This is a genomic window from Micromonospora sp. NBC_00821 (genome assembly GCF_036347035.1).
Classification (GTDB): domain Bacteria; phylum Actinomycetota; class Actinomycetes; order Mycobacteriales; family Micromonosporaceae; genus Micromonospora; species Micromonospora hortensis.
Window position 1 is genome coordinate 1,816,601 of record NZ_CP108880.1, and the last position, 24,639, is coordinate 1,841,239.

Sequence of the window (24,639 nt, forward strand, 5' to 3'; positions counted from 1 at the left end):
GCGCAGATAAAATGACAGCATGATCGACTCTTCTGCCCAGGAGGGCAGCAGTAGCCAGCCGGGTCGTGCCCGGCATATCCCCGTACCGACGACCCCGGGAGCCCTGAGCGACCCGTGTTGATCGTCGTTGGTCTCCTTCTGATCATTCTTCTCACTGCCGCCACCGGTTACTTCGTGGCGCAGGAGTTCGGCTACGTCGCCGTGGACCGGGGCAAGCTGCGCCAGCTTGCCGATGACGGCGATCAGGCCGCCGCCCGGGCCCTGACCGTCACCAGCCGGCTCTCCTTCGTGCTCTCCGGTGCCCAACTCGGCATCACCGTCACCGCGCTGCTGGTCGGCTACGTCGCCGAGCCGTACCTGGGCGGTGGTCTCGCCGACCTGCTCGGCGTGGCCGGCGTCAGCGAGGCCGTCAGCCTGCCGCTGTCGGTGGCGTTGGCCCTGGTCATCGCCACCATCGTGCAGATGGTCCTCGGTGAGCTGGCCCCGAAGAACCTGGCCATCGCCCGGGCCGAGCAACTGGCCCGGGCGCTGAGCCGCTCCACCCTGATCTACCTCGCCGTCGCCGGGCCGCTGATCCGGCTCTTCGACCGGGCCTCGGTCCGGCTGCTGCGCCGCATCGGCATCGAGCCGATCGAGGAGCTGCCCAGCGGCGCCACCCCGGCGGACCTGGAACAGATCATCGCCGAGTCCCGCGAGGAGGGCAGCCTCGACGCCGAGATGTCCACGCTGCTCGACCGAGGTCTGGACTTCCGCGAGCTGACCGCCGGCGAGGCCATGGTGCCGCGCGTCGACGTGCACACCGTCCGGGCGCACGAACCGGTGAGCCGGGTGGTGGAGCTGCTGGACACCGGCCACTCCCGCTTCCCGGTACGCGGTGCGGAGGGCGTCGACGACCTGCTCGGCATCGTCGGCATCGCCGACGTGCTCGGCGTACCCCCGGGGGAGCGGGCCACCACCCCGGTGAGCGCTGTGGCCGGGCCGCCGCTGCTCGTACCGGAGACGTTGCCCCTACCCACGGTGCTCGACCGTCTACGGTCCGGGCACCGGCAGATGGCGTGCGTAGTCGACGAGTACGGCGGCTTCGCCGGCGTCATCACGCTGGAGGACATCGCCGAGGAGCTGGTCGGCCCGATCCGCGACGAGGACGACCCACCAGAGCGGGCGCCGGCCCGGCAGGACGACGGGTCCTGGGTGGTGCCGGCCCGCTGGCGGATCGACGAGGTCGCCGACAGCACCGGCATCGCCCTGCCCGAGGCCCCCGAATACGACACCCTGTCCGGGCTTGTGATGCGGGAGCTGGGCCGGGTGCCCGAGGTCGGTGACCGGCTGGAGATCAGCCTGCAACCCGAGGGGGCGGACGGTGAGGACAACGAGACGGAGCCCCGGGCTCTGGTCGAGGTGCTGGCCGTGGACCGGCACGTGGCCGACTCGGTGCGGCTGCAGTTGACCACACCCGAGGTGACCGCGTGAGCCCCGGGATCGCGCTGTTCAGTTCGGTGATCCTGCTGGCGCTGAACGGATTCTTCGTGGCCGCCGAGTTCGCTCTGGTGGCCAGCAAGCGCTACCGCCTGGAGCAGGCGGCGGCGAACGGCGGTCGAGCGGCACGGGCCGCGCTGGATGGCGTCCGCGAACTGTCGCTGATGCTGGCCGGCGCGCAGCTCGGCATCACGCTGTGCACCCTGGGTCTCGGCGCGCTGGCCGAGCCGGCGATCGAGCACCTGCTCAGCCCCCTGCTGCACGCGGTGGGCCTACCGGACGCGGCCAGTCACCTGATCGCCCTGGTCTTCGCCCTCGGGGTGGTGACCTTCCTGCACCTGGTGGTGGGGGAGATGGCACCGAAGTCGTGGGCGATCACCGACGCGGAGCGTTCGGCGACACTGCTCGCGTTGCCGTTCCGCGCCTTCGCCCGGGTTTCTCGGCCGGTGCTCTCCGCGCTGAACGCCCTGGCCAACGCGATCCTGCGACTGTTCGGCGTCAACCAGCAGGACCAGCTCGCCCAGGTGCACGGCCCGGACGAGCTGCGGATCCTGCTGGAGCAGTCCCGTGAGCACGGGCTGCTCGGTGCCGAGCAGCACCAACTGCTGACCAGCATGCTGGAGTTGCAGGGCACGTCGGTGGCGCAGGTGATGGAGCCGTTCGCCACCATGGTCACCGTCCGCCGGGACGACCCGGCCGAGCGGATCGAGGAGGTCAGCCGGGACAGCGGCCGATCCCGGCTCGCGGTGCTCGACGAGGCGGGCGACGTGTGCGGGCTCGTGCACGTCCGGGAGGCGGTACGCGTGGTCACCACCGGCCGGGTCGCCACCGCCGGCGAGCTGATGACCCCCGCGTTCACACTGCCCGCGACGTCCTCGGTCACCGAGGCGGTGGCGGCAATGCGGGCCCGGCAGTCACAGCTCGCGCTGGTCCGCAACGGCGGTGGCCCGGCCCGGCCGATCGGCTTCGTGGCCCTGGAGGACCTCCTGGAGGAGGTCATCGGGGAGTTCGACGACGAGACCGACACGGTCCCGCGCGGGCGTCGTTTGCGCTGACGTGCCGACCCGGCCGCACTGACGACGTGCGGCCGGGTCGACGTCGGTGCTGTTCGACGTCGGCGGGCTTGAGATCACCTCGACGGGGTAGGCGTGGCTGGTGCGGGGCGTTCTGTCCCCGTTCCGGGAGGGGGCGCGCGGTGCGGCTGACGGGAGTGTCCGCGGAGTCCGGCGGCACCGGACTCTCCGTGCAGACCACGCTGCCCAACCCGAGTACCCGTCCGGGCCTGCGCCTGCCCGGCCGGGTGACAGTCGCGGCCGGGCCGGAGGACGTGCTGGTGCGGCACATCCGACTCGGCCTCGTCACCACTGTCGAACCGGACGATCCGGCCGCGGCCCGACGTCTCGTGCAGTTCCACCATCTGCCGATCGCCGGCCGGTTCGTCGTGCCGGCCGGTCGGCGGCGGGCGGTCGACTTCGCGTTCCCGCTGCCGTGGGAGACCCCGGTGACCACCTTCGGTGGGGTGCCGCTGCTGAGCCTGCGGATGGGCCTGCGGACCGAGGTGTCGCTCGACCCCGACCTCGACCAGGGGGCCATGATGCCGGTCTTCGTGCATCCGATCCCCACCCAGCAGCACGTGCTGGCGGCGCTGGACACGCTCGGCTTCATGATCCGCCAGTCCGGGTTGCTGGAGGGCGGGTTGCCGGGGGTGGAGCACACACTGCCGTTGCACCAGCGCTGGGGCTACTGGGTGGGACCGCTCTACGCCGGCCCGATCACCGAGCTGGAGGTGATCTTCGTGACCAACTCGGCGGGCCTGGAAGCGATCCTCTGGATGGATCGCCGGCTGGCGCTGGCCGGAATCACCCACCAGAGCATCAGCAGGTTCCGGATCTGGCACGAGGACGCCGACCGGCGGGACTGGGTCGCCACAGTGGACGGCTGGATCCGCCAGGCGATCAACCGGCACGCCGCCGCGGCCGCACACGCCGACTGGTCCGCGCAGATCGCCGGGTCGGCCCACGTCAGTCGCCATCCCGACGAGCCGATCCGATCCGGCTACGGCCTGGGCGGCACTGCCGGAGGCGCCGGCGTGGGAGGCGGCGGCTCCGGCGGCGACGGCACCTGACCGTCCCCCCGGCCCGCGCCCCCGGCCCCGCCCTCTCTCCCCCGGGCCCGCGCCCCCGGGGCCCGCGCCCCCGGGGCCCCGCCCTCCCACCCCGCGATCTTGCAGTTTCTGCGGCGACAAAACGGCTCAGAATGCGCGTTTCGACGACCGAAAGTGCAAGATCGCGGCGGGCAGGCGGGCGGGCAGGCGGGCGGGCGGGCGGTCGGGCAGGCGGGCGGGCAGCGAGGGTGGGGGTGGGGGTTGGGGTTGGATTAACCCGCGCTGGCGGTGGCCAGCTTGAGGCTGAAGGCCAGGAACAGGGCGGCCACGGCGGTGGTGCCACCGGCCGCCAGGCGGCGGCGCTGGCGGAACTGGGCGGCCAGGAACGTGCCCGCGAAGATCAACGCGGTCAGGTAGAGCGCGCTGGTCACCTGCGCGATCAGCCCGAGCAGCAGGAACGACAGCGCCGGCCAGGCATAGCCGGGGTCGACGAACTGGATGAAGAACGAGATGAAGAACAGGATCGCCTTCGGGTTCAGCAGGCTGATCACCAGCGCCTTGCGGAACGGGCTGCGCATCGCCGCCGGCTCCGCGGCGTCGATGAGCCGCGGCGTGCTCGGGTCGTTGCGGTCGCGCCAGCGGCGCGCGGCGCCGAGCAGCATGGTCACCCCGACATAACCGAGGTACGCGGCACCGGCGTACTTGATCACCATGAACAGCGGCGGGTACGCCTTGAGTAGCGACGCCACACCGGCGGCGGAGAGGAACATCAGCACCCCGTCGCCGACGAACACGCCACCGGCGGCCCGGTAGCCGACCGCGACGCCCCGCTTGGCCGCGGTCGAGAGCACGAAGAGTGAGTTCGGCCCGGGCAGCAGGATGATGGCCACGGTGCCCAGCACGTACGTCCAGATGTCGGTGATCCCCAGCACGCCCGCCATCATCACGCCACCGGTGCCGTCCGCAGAAGTCTTTCTCGCAGCCTGGCCTGTGCGTTCGGCCACTCGTCGACGGTCATCGCGTACTGCACGGTGTCCCGCCAGGAGCCGTCCGGGCGTTGCCGGTGCATCCGCAGCACCCCCTCCCGGGTCGCGCCGAGGCGTTCGATGGCCGCCTGGGAGCGAACGTTGCGGATGTCGGTGTGCCAGGCGACCCGTACCGCGCCCAGGTCGTCGAAGGCCCGGCCGAGCAGCAGAAGCTTCGCCTCGGTGTTGATCCCGGTACGCCACCAGGACCGGCCGAGGAAGGTGTGCCCGATGGCCACCGCACGCCGTTCCGGATCGATGTCGTAGTAGGAGGTGCTGCCCACCACCACCCCGGTCGCCGCGCATCGCTGCACCCAGGCCACCCGCTCGCCCCGGTGCTGGGCGGCCAGGGCGGTGCGGATCACCTCGGCGGTGTCGGCGGGGGCGGTGGGCGGCGCGACGCTGAGGTGCCGCCACACCACGGGGTCCGCGGTGGCGGCGTGCAACTCGTCGGTGTGCGCCAACTCCAGCGGCTCCAGCCGAACGTGTTCACCGTGCAGCGGCACCGGCTCGTGCCAGGGCGTGCGGGGCGTCCGCAGGTACGCCGGCAGCGGCGCGGTGACCCCGGAGTCCGGCTCGGGTGCCCCGGCGGTGAGTCGCAGTGGCAGCACGCCGGCCCAGTGCGGGAGGTCCAGGTCGGCCTCGTCCTCGCGGACCCCGCCGGCGCGGGCCCGGACGGACACCTCGCGCAGTGGCAGCGCCAGTACGGCGGTCTCGGCCAGCTCTCGACGGCTGGGCGGACGGGTGGCGGTGCTGCGTCCCGCGCCGACCTTCTCGACCAGCGCGGTGAGCATGGCGAGCTTCTCCCGCTCGTCGCTGACCAGTCGGGCGGTGCCGTGCGCGACGACCGAGCGGTAGTTGGCGCTGTGGTGGAACTGGGAACGGGCGTAGACCAGCCCGTCGAGCACTGTCACCACGACGCAGACCGGTAACCCGTCGTCGCCCCGGGCGGCGAGCAGCGGCCGACTGCCGGTGGAGCCGTGCAGGTAGAGCGTGTCGCCGATGCGGACGTGCAGGGTGGGCAGCGCCCGTGGCTGGCCGTCGACGACGAAGCTGAGCGCGCAGTCGTACGCCTCGTCGAGCACGGCGTGGGCGGCGGCCTGGTCGTAGCTCATCTTGTCGCGGGAGCGGTGGGGTGTGGTCCGGGCGGTGGGTGGATACATGCGCGCGCCCCTTTGTTCTAGTACAATCTCTTATTTGTGTCAGCACACTATCAGCTCACCGGTACGACAGCCGTCGAGATTTCGGCCAGCATCGAGTCGGGCATCCGTACGGGCACCCTGTCAGCGGGGGCCGCCCTGCCACCCGTGCGGGCACTTGCCGCCGAGTTGGGGGTCAGCCCCGCCACCGTCGCCCGCGCCTACCAGGAGCTACGCCAGCGTGGCCTGCTCGCCACCGCCGGCCGGCACGGCACCCGGGTGCGCCCCCGCCCGCCAGTGGCCGCCCGCCGCTCCGCGCTGCGCCCCCCACCGTTGCCCGGCACCCGAGACCTGACCCGGGGTGAACCCGACCCCCGTCTGCTGCCTCCGCTGGGCCCGCACCTGGCGGCGCTCGCCATCGAGAACGGCCCGCCGGTCGGCTACTCCGATGCCGGAGTTCTGCCCGAACTGGCCGAGGCGGCCCGCGCCCGGCTGCGCGCCGACGGCGTACCGGCCGGGGAGTTGACGCTCACCGGGGGTGCGCTGGACGGCATCGAGCGGTTGCTCGGCGCCCACCTGCGCCCCGGCGACGCGGTGGCGGTCGAGGACCCGGGCTGGGCCAACCTGCTCGACCTGGTCGCCGCGTTGGGCCTGCGCCCGATCGGCGTACCGGTGGACGACGATGGACCGCTGGTCGTCGGGGTTGCCGCGGCGCTCGCCGCCGGAGCGCGGGCGCTGATCGTCACCAGCCGGGCGCAGAATCCGACCGGCGCCGCCGTCTCCGCGGCCCGCGCCGAGGCGCTGCGGACACTGCTCGCCGGCCGCCGCGACCTGCTGCTGATCGAGGACGACCACGCGGCCGAACTGGCCCGCGTACCCCTGCACCCGCTCGCCGGTGCGACAGCGAGTTGGGCCTTCCTCCGTTCGGTGAGCAAGCCCTTCGGCCCGGACCTGCGGATGGCGGTCCTGGTCGGCGACGAGACGACTGTGGCCCGGGTGAGCGGCCGTACCCGGGTCGGCGCCGGCTGGGTCTCCACAGTGCTGCAACGCCTGGTGCTCTCCCTGTGGCGGGACCCGGCGGTCACCGAGTTGGTGCGGCGGGCGGCGCAGAGCTACGAGCAGCGCCGCGATGGGCTGCTCGCCGCGCTGGCCGAGCACGGCCTGACCGCACACGGTCGCAGCGGCATCAACGTCTGGCTGCCGGTCGCGGACGAGACCAGCACTGTGACAGCGCTTCGCGACGCCGGCTGGGCGGTGGCCCCCGGCGCGCTCTACCGGATCGCCGCCCCGCCGGCCCTGCGCATCACCGTCAGTTCCCTGGACCCCGCCGACCTGGCCCCGCTGGCGGCAGCCCTGGCCCGGGCCGAAAACCCACCCCCCTCCCAGGGTTTCCCCACCTGACTCCACCCCGGGGGCCCTCCACGCCCCCGCCCGCGCGATCTTGCGGTTTGTGTTGACGAAATGTCAGACCTGTGCACGTTGGTCGGGGCAGAAAGTGCAAGATCGCGGGGATTCGGGACGGCGGGGACGGGTATGCGGGCGCCCGGAGGTGGGGGACATGGCTTCTGGTGGGGCTCGTAAGGGGATCTGGATCGCGGTGGCGGTGGCGATCATCATCATCGTCATCGTGCTGATCGCGATCGCGTCCGGCGGCGATGGGGGCGGCAACGGGTACTGACGCGCTGCGGCCGGGGCGCCGGGGCGTATCCGGCGGCGAGCATCGAACGGGTATATAACAGTCGACATGGCCGAGAGTGCTCCCGGCGCCCAGCGGTTCATCCCGCCCGACGCCGACACCATCGACGACCTGCGCAACGCCGCCGGCGGCTGCCGGGGCTGCGAGCTGTACCGGGACGCCTCGCAGACGGTCTTCGGCCGAGGCGACGAGAGCGCCCGCGTGGTGCTCGTCGGCGAGCAGCCCGGCGACATGGAGGACCAGAAGGGGCTGCCCTTCGTCGGCCCGGCCGGACGCCTGCTGCGCCGCGCCGTCGACGACGCCGGGTTGGACCCGCGTCACCTCTATCTGACAAATGCCGTAAAGCACTTCCGTTTCGAGTTGCGCGGCAAGCGGCGGATCCACCAGACCCCGGACCAGGCGCACATCACCGCCTGCCGCCCCTGGTTGGTCGCCGAGTTCGCCCGGCTGCGTCCGGAGATCGTGGTGGTGCTCGGCGCGACCGCAGCCAAGGCCCTGCTCGGCCCGTCCTTCCGGGTCACCCGACAGCGGGGCGAGCTGCTGCCCTGGCCGGAGTCGGCCCAACACCCCGCCGACTTCGAGCAGGTGCCGGTGGACAACGCCGGAAAGCGGGCCGACGCGCCGGAGGCTCGGGTGCTGGCCACCATCCACCCGTCCGCCGTCTTGCGGGCCGACGATCAGGACAAGGCGTACGAGGGGCTGGTCGCCGACCTCACCGTCGTCACCCGCGCCCTGCCCGGCTGACCGGCCACCCCGCGCCCTGACGGAAACTGTCCACGATTGACGGTGCGTCGCGGACCGCGTGGGTGGGTAACGGGGGTCGATGGATGTCGACAACGTGGAGCGTCGGGCGGGTGCGCCCACTGCGGCCGGCGGGCGTCGCGGGAGATGGAAGCGGTTCTTCGAGCGGGCGCCCGGCTTGCAGCTCATGGCCGTCTACTGGGTGCCGATGACAGTGCTCATCGGGCTGCCGGTGCGCTGGCTCTTCGACCGCCAGGAATCACTTGACGAGGCCCTGCTGGGTGCCGCGCTGAACGCCGTCTCGATCGGCCCGGCGCTCTATCTGAGCCAGCGGATGGCGGGCGAGCAGGCCGCCCGGCGCGATCCCGAGGGGTACGCGCTGCGCGAGGCGGTGCGTACCGCCACCGTGCCCGAGGACGCCGTGGCGCGGGCCGAGCTGCCCGGCTACCTCGCCGAACAGCGGCGGGCCACCTGGGCGGCGCTGCTGGCCATTCTGGGCATCTGCCTCGGGCTGGTCCTGCTCGCTCTGCTCGCCGCCGACAACGAGGGCTTCCCGGTGATCTTCGGCGTGGTCGCCGCCGTCAGTGTGGCCATCGCCGCACGCACCCTGACCCGGATCCGTCGGCTGGCGTCCCTGCTGGCCGCGTCCAACCCACCGGAAGCGCCGGGATCGCGTGGGTAGGGCGGCTCAGTCGCCTGCCGTGATCTTGCTGAACACGTCCTTGGCGGCGATCAGACCACCCTCGACCAGATAGAGATCCACTCCGCGCAGCACCGTCCCGTCCTCCGCCGGCGGCCAGCCCCACTCGCACAGGACCCGGTCGCCGGCCGATCGGACCGCTCCGAGGGTCGGCCCAGGGCCGAACTGGTCGGCGAAGGCACGGCACACCGCGTCCCGACCCCGCAGGGTCACCGCCGCACCGTCCCAGGCGCTCGGGCTGTAGGTCACGTCCTCGGCGAGGCAGGCCGACACCGCGGCCAGGTCGCCGCGGTGCCACGCCGCGTTGAACCGCTCGACCACCAACACCACGGCATCGCTCACCCGGGCACCATAGGCGTGGGCCGCGCCGGGAGCGACCCCGTACCGGCACGACGGTGCGTCGCGGGCCGCGTGGGTAGGGCGTTCGGCTGTCGGCAAAACCCACTGCCGCTGGTCGGTGCGGGTGCGCGAGGATGAGTCACCCCTTCCGACAGGAGCGCCGATGGCGACCGACCTGACCGCGCCGCGTACCGCCGCCCGACCCGACGTCGCGTCGATCCAGCGGCGTACCCTGCGGCTGCTCTTCACCACCCAGATCATCGGCGGGATCGGCGTGACCATCGGCATCGCCGTGGGCGCGCTGCTCGCGGCCCGGATCGCCGGGACGGCGGTGGCCGGTGTCGCGCAGAGCGCCGGGGTGGTCGGTGCCGCGCTGCTCGCCGTCCCGGTCACCCGGATCATGGCGCGGCACGGCCGCCGGCCCGGCCTGGTGCTGGCGTACGCGGTCGGCGCCGTCGGTGGCCTGCTGGTGGTGCTGGCCGCGGCCACCCGCTGGGTGCCGTTGCTCTTCCTCGGCATGCTGCTCTTCGGCGGGGGCACCGCCGCGAACCTCCAGGCCCGCTACACGGCGGTGGACCTCGCCGAGCCGGCCCGTCGCGGGCGGCAGCTCTCCCTGATCGTCTGGGCCACCACCATCGGTGCGGTGGCCGCGCCGAACTTCGCCGCGCTGGCCGACCGCGTCACCACCGGCTGGGGGTTGCCCCCGCTGGCCGGCCCGTTCGCGTTCAGCGCGGCCGCGTTCGTGCTGGCTGCCGTCGTACTCCTCGGGTTGCTCCGGCCCGACCCGCTGCTCACCGCGCGGCGGCTCGCGGCGGCCGACGCGCCGGCCACCGATCTGCCGCCGGCCACCGACGCGACGGCGACCGCGGTGGCGGCCGAGGCGCCGGCGGCAGGTGGTGGCGCGACGCCGGCCGCCGCGCCGGTAACGGTGCGCGCGCCGCGCGGCGCCGGGATGCGTGTGGCCTGGTCGGTGGTACGCGGACAGCCCGCCGCCCGACTCGGCATCGCCGCCGTGGCGGTGGGTCACCTGGTGATGGTGGCGGTGATGGCGATGACTCCGGTGCGGCTCGGTGAGTCGCACGCCGACGCCGACGTGTTGCGGCTGGTCGGCATCGTGCTGAGCCTGCACATCGCCGGCATGTACGCGTTCTCCCCGGTGGTCGGTTGGCTCACCGACCGGCTCGGTCGACGGGCGGTGATCCTCGGCGGGGTCGGGCTGCTGCTGGCCGCCTGCGCGGTCGCCGGCACCGCCGGGCACCACACGCCCCGGCTCTCGGTCGGTCTGGTCCTGCTCGGGTTGGGCTGGTCGGGGACGATGGTGGCCGGCTCGACCCTGCTGTCCGAATCGGTGGCGGCCGAGGTGCGGCCGAGCGTCCAGGGGCTGTGCGACCTGATCATGGGGCTGGCCGGGGCTGGCGCCGCAGTGGTCAGCGGGTTTGTCATGCAGTTCGCCGGATATCCGGTCCTCACCCTGCTCGCGGCGGTCGCGGCGGCGCCCCTCGTGGCGCTAGCGTTGCGGCCGGTGCCGACCGGGGCACCGGACGAGGAGGGCTGATCACTGTGCGGCTGACCGACTTCTGGACGCGGCTGGACGAGGCGTTCGGGCCCGGCTACGCGGCCAGCATCGCCCGCGATCAGGTGCTGTCCCAGCTCGGCGGGCGGACCATCGAGCAGGCCCTGGCATCGGGGGAGCAGACGCACGTGGTGTGGCGGGCGGTTTGTGCCGCGTACCCCGACCGGGTGCCCGCTCGACTACGCTGAGCAGCCTTTTCGCCCGTTCCGCGTGTCACTTGTCGAGTCGTACACCTGTTCGGCTATTGTCCACAGCGGGGTGCTCGTCCACAGCTCGCGGCCCGTCGGCTGGTTTTCTGTCGGACCTAGCGCCTAGCGTGTCCGCGTGACGCGAAGCTCAGCAAAGACGCCGGCGAAGGCAGGGGTGGCAACCATGGCAGCAGGGCCTGACCGGGAGAAGGCACTCGACCTTGCTCTCGCTCAGATTGACAAGCAATTCGGCAAGGGCTCGGTGATGCGGCTGGGTGACCGGCCGGTCGTCCAGACCGCAATCATTCCGACCGGTTCCATCGCGCTCGACGTTGCCCTCGGCATTGGCGGCCTGCCCCGGGGCCGGGTGGTCGAGATCTACGGCCCCGAGTCCAGCGGTAAGACCACTGTCGCACTGCACGCGGTGGCCAACGCCCAGCGCAACGGCGGCATCGCCGCCTTCATCGACGCCGAGCACGCGCTCGACCCGGAGTACGCGAAGGCCCTCGGCGTCGACACCGACGCGATGCTGGTCTCCCAGCCGGACACCGGTGAGCAGGCGCTGGAGATCGCGGACATGCTGATCCGCTCCGGCGCTCTCGACATCATCGTGATCGACTCGGTGGCGGCCCTGGTGCCGCGCGCCGAGATCGAGGGCGAGATGGGCGACAGCCACGTGGGCCTTCAGGCCCGGCTGATGAGCCAGGCGCTCCGGAAGATCACCGGTGTGCTCAGCAACACCGGCACCACGGCGATCTTCATCAACCAGCTGCGGGAAAAGATCGGCGTCATGTTCGGCAGCCCGGAGACCACCACCGGTGGTCGGGCGCTGAAGTTCTACGCCTCGGTCCGGCTCGACGTGCGACGCATCGAGAGCCTCAAGGACGGCACCGACGTGGTCGGTAACCGCACCCGGGTCAAGGTCGTGAAGAACAAGGTCGCCGCGCCGTTCAAGCAGGCCGAGTTCGACATCATGTACGGCAAGGGCATCTCGCGTGAGGGCTCGCTGATCGACGTCGGCGTGGAGCAGGCGATCATCCGCAAGTCCGGAGCGTGGTACACGTACGACGGCGACCAGCTCGGCCAGGGCAAGGAGAAGGCCCGGGAGTTCCTGAAGGAAAACCCGGACGTGGCCGCCGAGATCGAGAAGAAGATCCTGGAGAAGCTCGGCGTCGGAGTCGGCGCGGGTGACGCCGCCGGTGGCCCGGAGCTGCCGCCGGTCGACTTCTGACCGGTCGCTGACCCATGGCAGGACGACGCGCTCGTACGGGGCGGGGCTGGGATGCCAGTCCGCCTCGTACGGGCGACGCCACCGATGCGCCCCGCCCTCGGCGAGGCCGCCGGGGTCGGTCCGAGGAGGCCGACGCCGTCGAGTCTCCGGCGCCTCCGCGCGACGAGTCCGAGGTGGCCCGCGAGATCTGTCTGCGCCAGCTTGCCGTCCGGCCCCGCACCCGGGCCGAGCTGGCCGGGGCGTTGGCCAAGCGGGGCATCTCCGAGGACGTCTCGGCCGAGGTGCTCGACCGGTACGACGAGGTCGGCATCATCGACGACGCCGCGTTCGCGCGGGCCTGGGTGTCCAGCCGGCACGCCGGGCGCGGCCTCGCGCGTCGGGCGCTCGCCAACGAGCTGCGCCGCAAGGGCGTGGACGGCGAGGTGGCCACCGAGGCGCTGGGTGAGCTGGACGAGGAGACCGAGGCGGACACCGCCCGTGGCCTGGTAGAGCGCAAGCTGCGTACCGCCCGAGGCGAGCCGGACGCGGTCTTCCGCCGGCTGGTGGGCATGTTGGCCCGCAAGGGCTACCCGCCTGGTGTGGCCATCCGAGCGGTGAAGGACGCGCTCGCCGCGCAGAGCGCCGAGGCGGCCGAGTTCGCCGAGCAGATCGACGCCGACGCGCTCGCCGACGCCGAGGGCGAGTTGGAACGCGACAACCGTCTGGTCGACTGAGCGCACGCGATGGGTGTGTCGCCTCATGCTGAGGACCGCCCGTCGGGATGAGCACCGGCGCCCGCCGAGCGACCGCGATCTTGCACTTTCTGTCCCGACGTCAGGGGCATTCCGCCCATACTGACAACCGAAACTGCAAGATCGTCGGGACTTTCTCGCCCGGCCGCAGCTCTCACGCGCCAGTGTCGACCTTCAAGTTGGAGCGATCTTGAAGTGACGAGCCCGACGAGGGCTGGGCGCGAGCGGGGGGTCGCTGGTGTCACAAAGTCGGGTCTTACGCGGGGTGCCGCCGCCGCTGAACAGGCACGACATCCGTATCGAGGCCGTCGGCTCGCGGAGTTTGTCCGCTCCTGTCCGGCGCGACATGAGCGCGTGGTGACGGTTCAACTTCTCTCCGTTCGGGGGGTTTGATCATGAGTCCTTGACCAGAGCACCCCCGGCGACCTAGCCTCGCCATACAGGCTCACATTGCCCGACCAGCGCAGGCTAAGCGCACAACATAGATCGCGTAACAGAACAGCATCACTTTGGCCGACTCCGCGGCCTTTGGCGGCAGTTCCGGACAGGCCGGTCCGGAACGCTGCGACAACTGCACCCGGTCGCCGACGCTGCCCCATGGGCACCGCCGGCGGAGAAAGCTACCCACGGCCAGCCGCTCCGGTCGGGCGTCCACAGCCGCAGGAGTGTGCCCCCGGCACGGTCGCTGCGGTCTCGACGTTAGGGGAGGCGGCCATGGCGGGGCGGCGGCACAGGTTCATCGGTAGACCCGACGGGGTCCCGGCATGAACGCGTTCGACGTCGTGCTCCTCGCGGCCGTCCTCGTCCTCGCGGTGGTGGTGATCGGGGCCGTGCTGGTCGGCATCCGGACCATGCGCCGGATGGGCGCCGCGCCGGCTCCGGAGGATCCCGCCTTCATCGCCGAGAAGGACCGCCAGGAGCAGTCCCTGGCTGCCCTGCGGACCGCGGCCGACGAGGCGAACAGCACGATCGACGTGGCGAAGTCAGCGGCCGCCGCGGCCCGTACCGAGGCGGCGGCGGCGAAAGCCGAGGCGAAGGCGGCCCGCGCCGAGGCGCGGCGGGTCCTCGACGACGCCCGGGCCGAGGCGGACACCGTCCTGGAGCGCGCCCACAAGCAGGCCGAGGCGGACGCCGAGCAGTTGCGCACGGCAGCCCGGCGCAGCGGCGAGCGGGAGGTCGCGGTGCTCGCCGCCACCACCCGGGAGCAGGCCGCCGAGGTGGAACGTCGGGCAGCTCGGATGGACGAGCGGGAGCGGATGCACACCGAGGAGGTGGAGCGGTTCGCCGAGCGGGAGCGGCAGCTCACCGCCGCGAAGGCCGCCCTCGCCGCCCGGGAGGCCGCGCTCGCCCAGCGCGAAGCCGAGCTGACCGAGTCGGAGGAGCTGCGCCGCCGGGAGCTGGAGCGAATCGCCGGGCTCACCGCCGACTCCGCGCGACTGGAGCTGGTCGACGCCATCGAGACGTCTGCCAAGCGGGAAGCGGCGCTGCTCGTACGGGACATCGAGTCCGACGCGCGCAACACCGCCGAGCAGCGCGCCCGACACATAGTGGTGGACGCGATCCAGCGGGTCGCCAGCGAGCAGACCGCGGAGAGCGTGGTCAGCGTCCTGCACCTCCCCGGCGACGAGATGAAGGGGCGGATCATCGGCCGGGAGGGGCGCAACATCCGCGCCTTCGAGTCGGTGACCGGCGTCAACCTGATCATCGACGACACCCCCGAGGCCGTACTGCTCTCCTGCTTCGACCCGGTCCGTCGCGAGGTGGGCCGGGTGACCCTGGAGAAGCTGGTCCTGGACGGGCGCATCCACCCGCACCGGATCGAGGAGGTCTACGACCTGGCCCGGCAGGAGGTGGAGCAGCTCTGCCTCCGCGCCGCCGAGGACGCCCTGGTCGAGGTCGGCATCACCGAGATCCACCCGGAACTGGTGACCCTGCTCGGCCGGCTGCGCTACCGCACCTCGTACGGGCAGAACGTGCTCAAGCACCTGGTCGAGACCGCCCACATCGCCGGCATCATGGCCGCCGAACTGCGGTTGGACGTGCCGATCATCAAGCGGTCGGCGTTCCTGCACGACATCGGCAAGGCGCTCACCCACGAGGTGGAGGGCAGCCACGCCATCATCGGCGCGGACCTGGCCCGCAAGTACGGCGAGCACGAGGACGTGGTGCACGCCATCGAGGCGCACCACAACGAGGTACCCCCGCAGACCATCGAGGCCGTGCTCACGCAGGCTTCCGACGCCTGCTCGGGTGGTCGGCCGGGCGCGCGCCGGGAGAGCCTGGAGGCGTACGTCAAGCGGCTGGAGCGGATCGAGGAGATCGCGGCCGGCAAGCTCGGTGTGGACAAGGTCTTCGCCATGCAGGCCGGCCGGGAGATCCGGGTCATGGTCAAGCCGGACGACGTCGACGACATCGGGGCGGCAGTGCTGGCCCGGGATGTGGCCAAGCAGATCGAGGAGGAGCTGACCTACCCGGGGCAGATCCGGGTCACAGTGGTCCGCGAGTCCCGGGTCACCGAGATCGCCCGCTGAACAGCCCGATCACCAGGAGCTCAGCAATATCGGGGTGTCCCCTTCTTGGGGACACCCCGATGTCTGAAAAATCGAGTCAATCATGCGCGTGCTGCTCGGCGGCGCGGCCCGGCGGGACGCCTGGCTGCCCACGTCGCAGGTCAGCCCTGCGGTTCACTGATGGTGTTGCCGCCGACCGGAGTCGCACCGGTGGCGATCCGCCGCTGCGCGCGGAAGCCACGCTGACGGCTGCGCCGGTCCAGCCAGTTGGCCAGCGCGGTGAGCAGTGAGTTGATCACGATGTAGATCGCGGCCACCACGATCGCCGCGGCGACGATGTTGCCCTTGTTCGCGGCGAGGTCGTTGACCCCGCGCTGGAGCAGTTCCGGGAAGGCGACGATGTAGCCGAGCGCGGTGTCCTTGAGCAGCACCACCAACTGGCTGACGATGACCGGCAGCATGGCCCGGGCGGCCTGCGGGACGAGGATCAGCTGCATGACCTGGCTCTTGCGCATGCCGATGGCGTACGCGGCCTCGGACTGACCGCCGGGCAGTGAGCGGATTCCCGCCCGGAACGCCTCCGCGAGGACCGAGCCGTTGTAGAGGGTCAGCCCGATCACGACGGCCCAGAAGGCGGTCACCGGCCCCTTGATCACGAACGGCACGCCGTAGAAGATGAAGAAGATCATGAGGAGCAGCGGAACGGCACGGAAGAACTCGACCACGGCGCCGGACGGGATGCTGATCCAGCGACGCTCGGAGAGCCGGCCGACCGCGAAGGTGATGCCGAACGCCAACGAGAGCACCATGCCGACCGCAGCCGCCCAGAGTGTGGCGAGCAGACCGGGCCCGATGAACTGAGTCCAGGTGGTGGCCTCGGTGAAGGGCTTCCAGAGCTGCCCCTCCCACTGGCCCGCCTCGTCGAACTTCGAGTAGATCCACCAGAGCAGCCCGGCCAGGGCGACACCGAAGACGACGCTCAGTACCGCGTTACGGATCCGTGCCCGAGGCCCCGGGTGGTCGTAAAGGACGGAGTCGGTGCTCATCAGCGCTTCACCGCCAGTCGGTTGGCCAGCCAGCCGAAGGCGTAGCCGGTGGGGATCAGGAACGCGGCGAACGTGCCGGCGAAGACCAGGAAGATCATGATGACCGCGTCGCCGTTGTCATTGATCAGCTGCTTCATCACGTTCGAGGACTCCATCAAACCGATCGTGCCGACGATCGTGGCGTTCTTGCAGAGCGCGATCAGGATGCTGCCCAGCGGCGCGATGACGGAGCGCGTGGCCTGGGGCAGCACCACGATCCGTAGGGTCTGGGCGAAGGAGAGGCCGATCGCCCGGGCCGCCTCGGCCTGCCCGGCGGGCACGGTGTTGACCCCGGACCGCAGCGCCTCGCAGACGAAGGAAGCCGTGTACACCGACAGGCCGACCACCCCGAGCCAGAAGTTGTTCAGGTCCAGGTCGTCGGAGAGGGTCAGGCCGAGCGTGGAGTACAGCCCGAAGAAGCAGAAGAAGACGACCAGGGTGAGCGGCGTGTTACGGAAGATGTTGACCCAGACTGTTCCGAAACCGCGCAGCACGGGAACCGGCGAGACCCGCATGGCGGCGAGCAGCACGCCGAGTGTCAGCGCGAACACCGCCGACGCGCCGGTCAGCTTGAGGATCCAGATAAAGCCCGACAGGTAGGCGTCGAAGTTAGTCGGATCGGCGAATACGTGCATGCGTCCGCTCCCGGGGGCAGGGCGTCGGCGTCGTCACGGGCCGGGGGCCGACACCCGTGTCCGGATGTCGGCCCCCGGGACCGGTCAGACGCTGCTGCAGTTGGTCAGCTTGGTGGTGTCCAGCTCGGGCGCGGCCTTGCCGCTCTTGCCAAGACTGGTGTCCCACGCGGCCTTGTAGGTGCCGTCGGCGGCGGCGGCCTTGAGGATCTCGTTGACCTTCTCGCAGCCGTCCTTGTCATCCTTCTTCAGGCCGATGCCGTAGGGCTCGGTGGAGAAGGTCTTGCCGACGACCTTGAACTTGCCGGCGAACTGGGACTGGGCGGCGTAGCCGGCGAGGATGATGTCATCCGTGGTGACGGCGTCGACCTGGCCGTTCTCCAGCAGCGGCAGGCACTTCGAGTACGCGTCGAACTGCTGCAGCTTGGCCTTCGGGTAGTCCGACTGGATCCGCTTGGCGGGCGTGGATCCCGAGGCCGAGCAGACCTTCTTGCCCTCCAGGCCCTCGGGGCCGGTGATCGTCGAGTCGGCCTTGACGAGCAGGTCCTGGCCGGCGATGAAGTACGGTCCGGCGAAGTTGACCTTCTGCTTGCGCTCGTCGTTGATGGTGTACGTCGCCACCACCAGGTCGACGGTGCCCTGCTGGATGAAGGGCTCCCGGTTGTTGGAGACCGTCGTCTTCCACTCGATGTTGTTCGCGTCGACGCCGAGACCCTTGGCGATGATCTTGCCAATCTCGATGTCGAAGCCCTCGTACTGGCTTCCGGTCTGCAGACCAAGGCCAGGCTGGTCGGCCTTGACGCCGATCACGAGCTTCTTCTGGCTCTCTGCCTTGCCGACGATGCCCTTGGCGCCCGAGCTGCCGGTGCTGCCGCCTTCGTCCCCGCCACAGGCGGTCATGGTGACGGCCAGAGCCGCGACCGCGGCGACTGCCGCAATGCGCTTCAAACGCATACTCTTCTCCTTCTTCAACGGAGCCCACCGAGTACGGCGCGCTCCACTACGGACGCCTAGTGCGTGAGGATCTTGGAGAGGAAGTCCTTGGCCCGGTCGCTGCGCGGGTTGTCGAAGAACTCCGCCGGCGAGGCGTCCTCGACGAGCTTGCCGTCGGCCATGAAGATGACCCGGTTCGCCGCGTGCCGGGCGAAGCCCATCTCGTGGGTGACCACGACCATCGTCATGCCGTCGCTGGCCAGCGAGGTCATCACGTCGAGCACCTCGCCGACCATCTCCGGGTCCAGGGCGCTGGTGGGCTCGTCGAAGAGCATCGCCTTGGGCTGCATGGCCAGCGCCCGGGCGATGGCCACCCGCTGCTGCTGACCGCCGGAGAGTTGGGCCGGGAACTTGTCCGCCTGGTTGGCGATGCCGACCCGGTCCAGCAGGGCCAGGCCGCGCTCGCGAGCGGCGGTCGGCTTCTCCTTGCGGACCTTGATCGGGCCGAGGGTGACGTTCTCCAGGATGGTCTTGTGCGCGAAGAGGTTGAAGGACTGGAAGACCATGCCCACCTCGCTGCGTAGCTTCGCGAGGGGCTTGCCCTCGGCCGGCAGTGGCTGGCCGTCGAAGGTGATGGTGCCCGAGTTGATCGGTTCCAGTCGGTTGATCGCGCGGCACAGCGTCGACTTGCCGGAGCCGGACGGGCCGATCACCACGACCACCTCGCCCCGACCCACCGACAGTGAGACGTCGTCCAGCACGTGCAGCGGCCCGAACCACTTGTTGACCGCGTCCAGCACGATGAGCGGTTCGCCCGTCGTCACGTCGTCCACCGTCCCCTGTCGTCTCCCGGATCGGGGTCGGTTGACCCCCGGTGCGGCCACTGTAGGCGGCCTGATGTGGCAGAACGCAACCCAGCGGGTCACGGAGCGGTAACACCGGTCACGATCGTTGTCAGGCGTCCGATTTTGGTCACCGGATGGGCGGTCGCGGTGGCGATCGTGGCGCTCTGTCGCGATCATGGGTGGATGACCGAACCCGTACGGTTGACCAAGTACGCCCGCGGCGGTGGCTGCGCCTGCAAGATCCCGCCGGGCGAGCTGGAGATCATGGTGGCCGGTCTCGGCCCGGCGACCGGCACCGCCGAGTTGCTGGTCGGGTTGGACCACGGCGACGACGCGGCGGTGGTGCGCCTGGATGAGCGGACCGGCCTGGTCAGCACCGCCGACTTCTTCACCCCGGTGGTCGACGACGCGTACGACTGGGGTCGGATCGCCGCGGCCAACGCGCTCTCCGACGTGTACGCGATGGGCGGCACCCCGCTGGTGGCGCTCAACCTGCTCTGCTGGCCGCGCGACGTGTTGCCGCTGGAATTGGCTCGTGAGGTGCTTCGCGGCGGCCAGGACGTGGCGCGGGAGGCCGGCTGTCACCTGGCCGGCGGCCACAGCGTGGACGACGACGGCCCGAAGTACGGTCTCGCGGTCACCGGCACGGTCCGACCGGAGGAGCTGATCACCCTCGACGCCGGGCGGGCCGGGGTGCCGTTGTCCCTGACCAAGCCGCTCGGGGTGGGTGTGCTGAACACCCGGCACAAGGCGACCGGGGAGAGCTTCCCGGAGGCGGTGGCCACGATGAGCGCGCTCAATCGGGAGGCCGCCCGTGCGGCGGTCGCCGCCGGCATCCGGTGTGGCACCGACGTGACCGGGTTCGGGCTGCTCGGGCACGCCTCGAAGCTGGCCCGGGCCAGCCAGGTCACGGTGGCCATCGACACCGCCCGGGTGCCCTATCTGGCCGGCGCGCGGGAGGCGCTGCGCGACGGGTTCGTCAGCGGCGGTAGCCGGCGCAACCTGGAGTGGGTGACCCCGTGGACCGACTTCGGTGCGGCGGACGAGGCGGAGCGGCTGCTGCTGGCCGACGCGCAGACCTCCGGTGGCCTGCTGGTCGCCGGCGAGGTGCCCGGCGCTCCGGTGGTGGGCGAGCTGCTGCCCCAGGGCGAGCACCGGGTCGTCCTGCGCTGACCGGGGGCGGTCGACCTGCGGCAGGACACGCGGTGGCGGTGGTGGGGATGGGCCACCGTACCCGATAAACTGTCACCTTCCCGCTACTCGGAGCAATGCCGCTCAGGGAAATTTTGCCCGGAATGGTCACAGACCGGTAACTTGCCCCCGGCTGGGGTCAAATGCCCCCCACCATCGTGTGTAAGGCCCGATCCGGAGGCCGGTGGGGACGAACGCAGCGAGGAGGCGGAATGACCGAGCTGTGGAACTGGAGAATCGACGGGGCTCAACCCGTGGAGGTCTACCCGGCGTTGGCGGAGGCGCTTGGTCGGGTGGTGATGCCGCTGGCGGTGGCCGACCCGGCGCGGCTGCCGGCGTACGCGGTGGTGTGTGACGTCTGGCAGGCGCCGGGCGAATTCGCGACGGTGGTGGACTGCTACGGGGTGCCCGAGCAGCTCTCCGAGCACGCGAGCATCGCCGCACTGGCCCGATTGCTGGGCCGCAACTGCCTGTTGCGCGACGACACGCTCGACGCGGGCCGGCACCTGCTCGTCGCTCCGGACGGCACTGTCCGTCCGGTGCACTTCGACGTGCGGGACACCGAGGACGGTGAGGTGCTCAGCAGGCTGCGGCTCTGCTCGCTGGGTGACCCGGGTTGTCGGGGCTGGTCGCAGTGCCACCGCTCGCGCTGGGCGCCCGACACCGTCGCGCCGGCGCTCGCCGCGGCCTGACCCTCTTCAGGGTCAGGCCCGGCCGGGTGCCGTGCCGGTCAGCGGCGATCAGCTGGCGGTGGTGGCCGACCGGTCGGTGGTGCCCGATCCGGCGCCCCGCACCACCAGTTGGTCGAGCAGGGTGCGGGTCGCCTCGGCCACGGCGGCCACCGCGGCGTCGAACGCGGCGGCGTTGTGCGCGGCGGGCGCTCGGAAGCCAGAGATCTTCCGGACGTACTGCAACGCTGCCGCCTCGACGTCCGCGTCGGTCACCTGCGGGGTGAACGGCTCACGCAGCGTCTTGATGCTTCGGCACATGTCAGCTCCTCCTCCGTCCACCGCTGACTGCCACTCGCCGTGCCGGCGGTGGTACCGACGGTGACACTGGGTCGATATTTGTCTATCCTGGTCACGGACCAGAGCCGTTCGAGCCACAGCCGCCGCTCGCGCTCCCAGCGACCCGGGCCCCCGGAGACTCATTGTGGACCATGCCCCCACCCGCCCATCCCGTCCCGACCTAGACGATCTCACCCGTAGCCTGCGCGTTCCGCTGGAACGGATCGCCGTCGAGCACGCCGATCTGATCGAGTCGGTGCGCAGCCGAGTCGTCACCAACGACTCCGTGCCGTCCGGCATCGTTGCCGTCGCCGCCTTCAACTCGTCCATCTGAGTGATGGTCTGCCGGTGCGGTCCGCCCGGAATGGGCGGATCCTGCCGGCGGATCAGCCAGTTCGTGTTGAAGGTGCACAGCCGGTGCGACCTCAGCTGCGACCACTGCTACGTCTACCAGCACGCAGACCAGACCTGGCGTGGCCGTCCGACGCGGATGCCGCCGGCCACCGTCCAGGCCGCCGCACGGCGCATCGCCGAGCACGCCCGCGAGCACGAGTTGCCGGTCGTGCACGTGGTGCTGCACGGGGGTGAGCCGCTGCTGCTGGGGGCCGCCGGGTTACGGGAGGTGTTGGCCGAGCTGCGCAGGGCGATCACCCCGTGGGCGCGACTCGACCTGCGCATGCAGACCAACGGCGTGCTGCTCGACGAGGAACTGTGTCGGCTGTTCGTCGAGTACGACGTGCGGGTCGGGGTCTCCTTCGACGGCGACCGGGCCGCCAACGACCGCCACCGGGTCTTCGCCCACGGCGGCAGCAGCCACGACCACGTCCGCCGGGCGCTGGCCCTGCTCCGACAGCCGGAGCACCGCGCCAGCTACGCCGGCATCCTCTGCACGATCGACGTCCGCAACGATCCCGACCGGGTGTACGAGGCCCTGCTGGCCGAGAGCCCGCCCCGGGTCGACCTGTTGCTGCCGCACGCCACCTGGGACGATCCGCCGGAGCGCCCCGGGTCCGCGCCCACCCCGTACGCGGACTGGCTGGGGCGGATTCACCGGCGATGGGTGGACGACGGGCGGCCGGTGTCGATCCGGATGTTCGAGGCGCTGCGCCCGGGCGGCGGCGGCACCGAGGCGTTCGGCCTCGCACCAGCCGATGTGCTGGTCATCGAGGCCGACGGGACTTGGGAGCAGGTCGACTCACTGAAGACCGCGTACCACGGCGCGGCCGGCACTGGTTTCGACGTTTTCGACCACTCGGTGGACGAGGTCACGCGGCACCCCGGGGTCGCCGTCCGGCAGGACGGCGTGGAAGGGCTCTGCGCGACCTGCCGGGCCTGCCCGGTGGTGGACCGGTGCGGCGGCGGCCTGTACGCCCACCGCTGGCGCACCGGCTCCGGCTTCGACAACCCCTCGGTGTACTGCGCCGATCTGCTCCGCCTGATCGACACCGCGGACGCCTACCCGCCGCCCACCGCATCCGCGTCGGGCGAAGGGTCGACCACCTCGCCCGTCGACGGGTTGCTGGACGACCTGGCGACCGGGCACGGCTCGGCGTCGACGCTCGCGCTGCTCGCCGACACCCAGCTCTCCATCACCCGGGCGCTGCTGGCGGCCTGTCGGGACGGGTCGGGCACCACTGCCGCCTGGGAGCTGCTCGTCCACCTCGACCAGGCGGCGCCGGAGGCGGTGCGGGCGGTGCTGGCGCACCCCTTCGTCCGGCCCGGGCTGGTGCATCGCCTGGACTCGTCTGCCCCGCCCACCCTCGGCGCGGCTGTCGACCCACTGCCGGCCATCGCCATCGCCGCGGCGCTGCGGGCCGGTGTCCCGGCCGCGTTGCACGTCCCGGTGCTGGCCGACAGGATCACGTTGCCCACGCTCGGCAGCCTGGTGCTGCCCGGCCTCGGGGAGAGCGCCGAGGTGACAGCCCGGCCCGGCGAGTTCCAGGTCCGGGGCGGGTCGGTCGCGCAGACGGTGCTCCTCGATCCACTGGCGCCGCCGTCGACCGGCTGGTTTCCGACCCGCGACGTGTCGGTGCCCGGCAACCGGTTGCTCCTTGAGGACGGTGACCCGTACCGCGACTGCTACGGCCAGCCGGTGGAGTCCCGCCTGGACGGTCCGGCGGCGCGGGCGTTCGGCCGTACCCTGGCGGCCGCCTGGCGGGTGGTGCACCGGGACGTGCCGGCGCACGCGGCAGCGCTCGACGGCGGCCTGCGTGCCGTCGTTCCGTTGGCGCCCGACCCGGCGCGACCACTGCGGAGCGCGACCGCCCGACACGCGTTCGGCGCGGTCGCCGTCACCCCCCATCCCGATCCGGAGACGATGGCGGTGCTGCTCGTGCACGAGTGGCAGCACGCGAAGCTGGGTGCGGTGCTCGACCTGTACGACCTCGTCGAACCCGGGCAGGGCCTTCGGATCCGGGTGCCGTGGCGCCCCGACCCGCGGCCACCGGAGGGCGTCCTCCAGGGGGTGTACGCCCATCTTGCCGTCACCCAGGTCTGGCAGTCCCGGGCGGTCACCGACGATCCGGGCGCGTCGGCGCACGCGGCCCACTTCCTGGCGTGGACCCGGGACGGCGTCGACGCGCTGCTGGCCAGCCGGTCGCTCACCGCTGCGGGTGAGCGGTTCGTCGGCCAGCTGCGCCACGCCCTGGAGGCGACCCGTGTCGGGTCCAGATGAGCACCCACCGCCCAGACTCGGCCGTCGCCGCCTCGCCGACGACCTGCGGGCGCTGGGCGTACGCCCGGGGGTGTGCCTACTGGTGCACTGCGGCCTGCGCCGGGTGGGCCCGTTGGAACACGGCCCGGCGACCCTCGCCGGCGCGCTGCGCGACGTCCTCGGCCCGGCCGGCACGCTGCTGGTGCCCACCCAGACCGACGGCAACTCGACCACCTCCCGGGTCCACCTGGCGGCCACCGCGGGCATGGACCGGGCGCAGCGCGAACGGTACGAGGCGGCGCTGCCGGGCTGGGACCGCCGGACCACCCCCTCCCATCGGATGGGGGCGCTCGCCGAGTACGTCCGGTGCACCCCCGGCGCCGTGCGCAGTGACCATCCGCAGACCTCGTTCGCCGCGCTCGGCCCGCGGGCCCGGCAGCTCACCGACGGCCATGACCTCACCTGTCACCTGGGGGAGCGCTCACCGGTCGGCGGCCTCTACGCGGCGGACGGGCAGATCCTGCTGCTCGGCATCGGCTACGAGGTGTGCAGCGCCCTGCACCTGGCCGAGTACCGGCTGCCGGTGCCACCGCCCGAGCGGGACTACCGCTGCTTCCGGCTCGTCGACGGTCGGCGGGTCCGCCTCGACTTCCGGGCCCTCGACCTGGACGACCGGGACTTCCCGATGGTGGGCGCCGCGCTCGACGACACGCCGTTGGTGCGGCACGGTCGGGTGGGGCGGGCCGACGCCCGCCTGCTGCCGGCCCGGGCCGCTGTCGACTTCGCGACTGGTTGGTTCACCACGAACCGGTTGGCGGCGCGACGTTGACGCGGGGACTA

Annotated in this window: 24 protein-coding genes; 16 read left to right on the forward strand and 8 right to left on the reverse strand. The window is 71.7% G+C overall.

What is annotated here, in order from left to right; genetic code table 11:
- Positions 1 to 114 precede the first annotated feature (114 nt).
- The 3 genes from OHB44_RS08450 (at position 115) to OHB44_RS08460 (ending at position 3,601) form a co-directional block, all read left to right on the forward strand.
- The gene (locus OHB44_RS08450) at positions 115 to 1,470 is read left to right on the forward strand and encodes a hemolysin family protein (protein WP_238686791.1); all 1,356 of its coding nucleotides are present in this window, start codon (positions 115 to 117) and stop codon (positions 1,468 to 1,470) included.
- Complete coding sequence (locus tag OHB44_RS08455; protein WP_210787401.1) at positions 1,467 to 2,531, forward strand: hemolysin family protein; 1,065 nt, start codon at positions 1,467 to 1,469, stop codon at positions 2,529 to 2,531. Before OHB44_RS08450 ends, OHB44_RS08455 begins: the two co-directional genes overlap by 4 nt.
- Before the next feature lie 140 nt (positions 2,532 to 2,671).
- Positions 2,672 to 3,601, forward strand: a complete 930-nt coding sequence (locus OHB44_RS08460; protein WP_330440225.1) for a sporulation protein — start codon at positions 2,672 to 2,674, stop codon at positions 3,599 to 3,601.
- 251 nt (positions 3,602 to 3,852) lie between these two features.
- Here OHB44_RS08460 and leuE read toward each other — a convergent pair whose 3' ends face one another.
- Both leuE and OHB44_RS08470 read right to left on the reverse strand, forming a co-directional pair.
- Positions 3,853 to 4,524 carry a leucine efflux protein LeuE gene (gene leuE, locus OHB44_RS08465; RefSeq protein WP_238659665.1) on the reverse strand — a complete coding sequence of 224 codons (672 nt, stop codon included), beginning with the start codon at positions 4,522 to 4,524 and terminating at the stop codon, positions 3,853 to 3,855.
- Positions 4,524 to 5,768: a bifunctional pyridoxamine 5'-phosphate oxidase family protein/GNAT family N-acetyltransferase gene (locus OHB44_RS08470; RefSeq protein WP_330440226.1), complete on the reverse strand. Its 1,245-nt coding sequence runs from the start codon at positions 5,766 to 5,768 to the stop codon at positions 4,524 to 4,526. Before OHB44_RS08470 ends, leuE begins: the two co-directional genes overlap by 1 nt.
- 36 nt (positions 5,769 to 5,804) lie before the next feature.
- Here OHB44_RS08470 and OHB44_RS08475 point away from each other — a divergent pair, with 36 nt between their 5' ends.
- The 3 genes from OHB44_RS08475 (at position 5,805) to OHB44_RS08485 (ending at position 8,863) form a co-directional block, all read left to right on the forward strand.
- Complete coding sequence (locus OHB44_RS08475; RefSeq protein WP_330440229.1) at positions 5,805 to 7,145, forward strand: aminotransferase class I/II-fold pyridoxal phosphate-dependent enzyme; 1,341 nt, start codon at positions 5,805 to 5,807, stop codon at positions 7,143 to 7,145.
- Positions 7,146 to 7,488: 343 nt separating this feature from the next.
- Positions 7,489 to 8,184, forward strand: coding sequence for a UdgX family uracil-DNA binding protein (locus OHB44_RS08480; protein WP_238686787.1), 696 nt, complete (start codon positions 7,489 to 7,491; stop codon positions 8,182 to 8,184).
- A gap of 79 nt (positions 8,185 to 8,263) precedes the next feature.
- Positions 8,264 to 8,863 (forward strand): hypothetical protein, encoded by a 600-nt coding sequence (locus tag OHB44_RS08485; protein WP_330440230.1) that lies wholly within the window; start codon positions 8,264 to 8,266, stop codon positions 8,861 to 8,863.
- Positions 8,864 to 8,869: 6 nt separating this feature from the next.
- On the opposite strand, the gene OHB44_RS08490 is transcribed toward OHB44_RS08485, so the two are convergent.
- Positions 8,870 to 9,223 carry a nuclear transport factor 2 family protein gene (locus tag OHB44_RS08490; protein WP_330440231.1) on the reverse strand — a complete coding sequence of 118 codons (354 nt, stop codon included), beginning with the start codon at positions 9,221 to 9,223 and terminating at the stop codon, positions 8,870 to 8,872.
- Between the two features lie 160 nt (positions 9,224 to 9,383).
- On the opposite strand from OHB44_RS08490, the gene OHB44_RS08495 reads away from it, so the two are divergent.
- From OHB44_RS08495 to rny, 5 genes are all read left to right on the forward strand, one after another.
- The gene (locus OHB44_RS08495; RefSeq protein ID WP_330440232.1) at positions 9,384 to 10,775 is read left to right on the forward strand and encodes an MFS transporter; all 1,392 of its coding nucleotides are present in this window, start codon (positions 9,384 to 9,386) and stop codon (positions 10,773 to 10,775) included.
- A 5-nt stretch (positions 10,776 to 10,780) separates the two neighbouring features.
- Positions 10,781 to 10,981 (forward strand): DUF3046 domain-containing protein, encoded by a 201-nt coding sequence (locus OHB44_RS08500; RefSeq protein WP_030489422.1) that lies wholly within the window; start codon positions 10,781 to 10,783, stop codon positions 10,979 to 10,981.
- Between the two features lie 184 nt (positions 10,982 to 11,165).
- A complete protein-coding gene (gene recA / locus OHB44_RS08505) occupies positions 11,166 to 12,212 on the forward strand; it encodes a recombinase RecA (RefSeq protein ID WP_007456801.1) in 1,047 nt (348 codons plus the stop codon).
- A 14-nt stretch (positions 12,213 to 12,226) separates the two neighbouring features.
- Complete coding sequence (locus tag OHB44_RS08510; RefSeq protein WP_266303358.1) at positions 12,227 to 12,925, forward strand: regulatory protein RecX; 699 nt, start codon at positions 12,227 to 12,229, stop codon at positions 12,923 to 12,925.
- 782 nt (positions 12,926 to 13,707) lie between these two features.
- Positions 13,708 to 15,474 carry a ribonuclease Y gene (gene rny, locus OHB44_RS08515; RefSeq protein ID WP_266303357.1) on the forward strand — a complete coding sequence of 589 codons (1,767 nt, stop codon included), beginning with the start codon at positions 13,708 to 13,710 and terminating at the stop codon, positions 15,472 to 15,474.
- A 140-nt stretch (positions 15,475 to 15,614) separates the two neighbouring features.
- On the opposite strand, the gene OHB44_RS08520 is transcribed toward rny, so the two are convergent.
- The 4 genes from OHB44_RS08520 to OHB44_RS08535 form a co-directional block, all read right to left on the reverse strand.
- The gene (locus OHB44_RS08520) at positions 15,615 to 16,499 is read right to left on the reverse strand and encodes an amino acid ABC transporter permease (protein ID WP_330440237.1); all 885 of its coding nucleotides are present in this window, start codon (positions 16,497 to 16,499) and stop codon (positions 15,615 to 15,617) included.
- The gene (locus OHB44_RS08525) at positions 16,499 to 17,173 is read right to left on the reverse strand and encodes an amino acid ABC transporter permease (protein WP_238687104.1); all 675 of its coding nucleotides are present in this window, start codon (positions 17,171 to 17,173) and stop codon (positions 16,499 to 16,501) included. The genes OHB44_RS08520 and OHB44_RS08525 overlap by 1 nt, the downstream gene beginning before the upstream one ends.
- Positions 17,174 to 17,257: 84 nt before the next feature.
- Positions 17,258 to 18,124 (reverse strand): glutamate ABC transporter substrate-binding protein, encoded by an 867-nt coding sequence (locus OHB44_RS08530; protein WP_238687103.1) that lies wholly within the window; start codon positions 18,122 to 18,124, stop codon positions 17,258 to 17,260.
- Between the two features lie 56 nt (positions 18,125 to 18,180).
- Positions 18,181 to 18,936, reverse strand: a complete 756-nt coding sequence (locus OHB44_RS08535) for an amino acid ABC transporter ATP-binding protein (RefSeq protein ID WP_238687102.1) — start codon at positions 18,934 to 18,936, stop codon at positions 18,181 to 18,183.
- A gap of 195 nt (positions 18,937 to 19,131) precedes the next feature.
- On the opposite strand from OHB44_RS08535, the gene selD reads away from it, so the two are divergent.
- Positions 19,132 to 20,121, forward strand: coding sequence for a selenide, water dikinase SelD (selD, locus tag OHB44_RS08540; RefSeq protein ID WP_238687101.1), 990 nt, complete (start codon positions 19,132 to 19,134; stop codon positions 20,119 to 20,121).
- A gap of 230 nt (positions 20,122 to 20,351) precedes the next feature.
- Positions 20,352 to 20,831: a hypothetical protein gene (locus tag OHB44_RS08545; RefSeq protein ID WP_091400520.1), complete on the forward strand. Its 480-nt coding sequence runs from the start codon at positions 20,352 to 20,354 to the stop codon at positions 20,829 to 20,831.
- A gap of 48 nt (positions 20,832 to 20,879) precedes the next feature.
- Here the strand turns inward: OHB44_RS08545 and OHB44_RS08550 are convergent, their stop codons facing one another.
- A complete protein-coding gene (locus tag OHB44_RS08550) occupies positions 20,880 to 21,128 on the reverse strand; it encodes a DUF2277 family protein (RefSeq protein ID WP_330440238.1) in 249 nt (82 codons plus the stop codon).
- Positions 21,129 to 21,291: 163 nt separating this feature from the next.
- Here OHB44_RS08550 and OHB44_RS08555 point away from each other — a divergent pair, with 163 nt between their 5' ends.
- Genes OHB44_RS08555 through OHB44_RS08565 form a run of 3 tightly spaced genes read left to right on the forward strand, consistent with a single transcriptional unit; the run spans position 21,292 to position 24,628 of the window.
- Positions 21,292 to 21,480 (forward strand): hypothetical protein, encoded by a 189-nt coding sequence (locus tag OHB44_RS08555; RefSeq protein ID WP_238687099.1) that lies wholly within the window; start codon positions 21,292 to 21,294, stop codon positions 21,478 to 21,480.
- 30 nt (positions 21,481 to 21,510) lie between these two features.
- On the forward strand, positions 21,511 to 23,820 hold the full coding sequence (locus OHB44_RS08560) for an FxsB family cyclophane-forming radical SAM/SPASM peptide maturase (RefSeq protein ID WP_330440239.1): 2,310 nt from the start codon (positions 21,511 to 21,513) through the stop codon (positions 23,818 to 23,820).
- Complete coding sequence (locus OHB44_RS08565; RefSeq protein WP_330440240.1) at positions 23,804 to 24,628, forward strand: aminoglycoside N(3)-acetyltransferase; 825 nt, start codon at positions 23,804 to 23,806, stop codon at positions 24,626 to 24,628. The genes OHB44_RS08560 and OHB44_RS08565 overlap by 17 nt, the downstream gene beginning before the upstream one ends.
- Positions 24,629 to 24,639 lie beyond the last annotated feature (11 nt).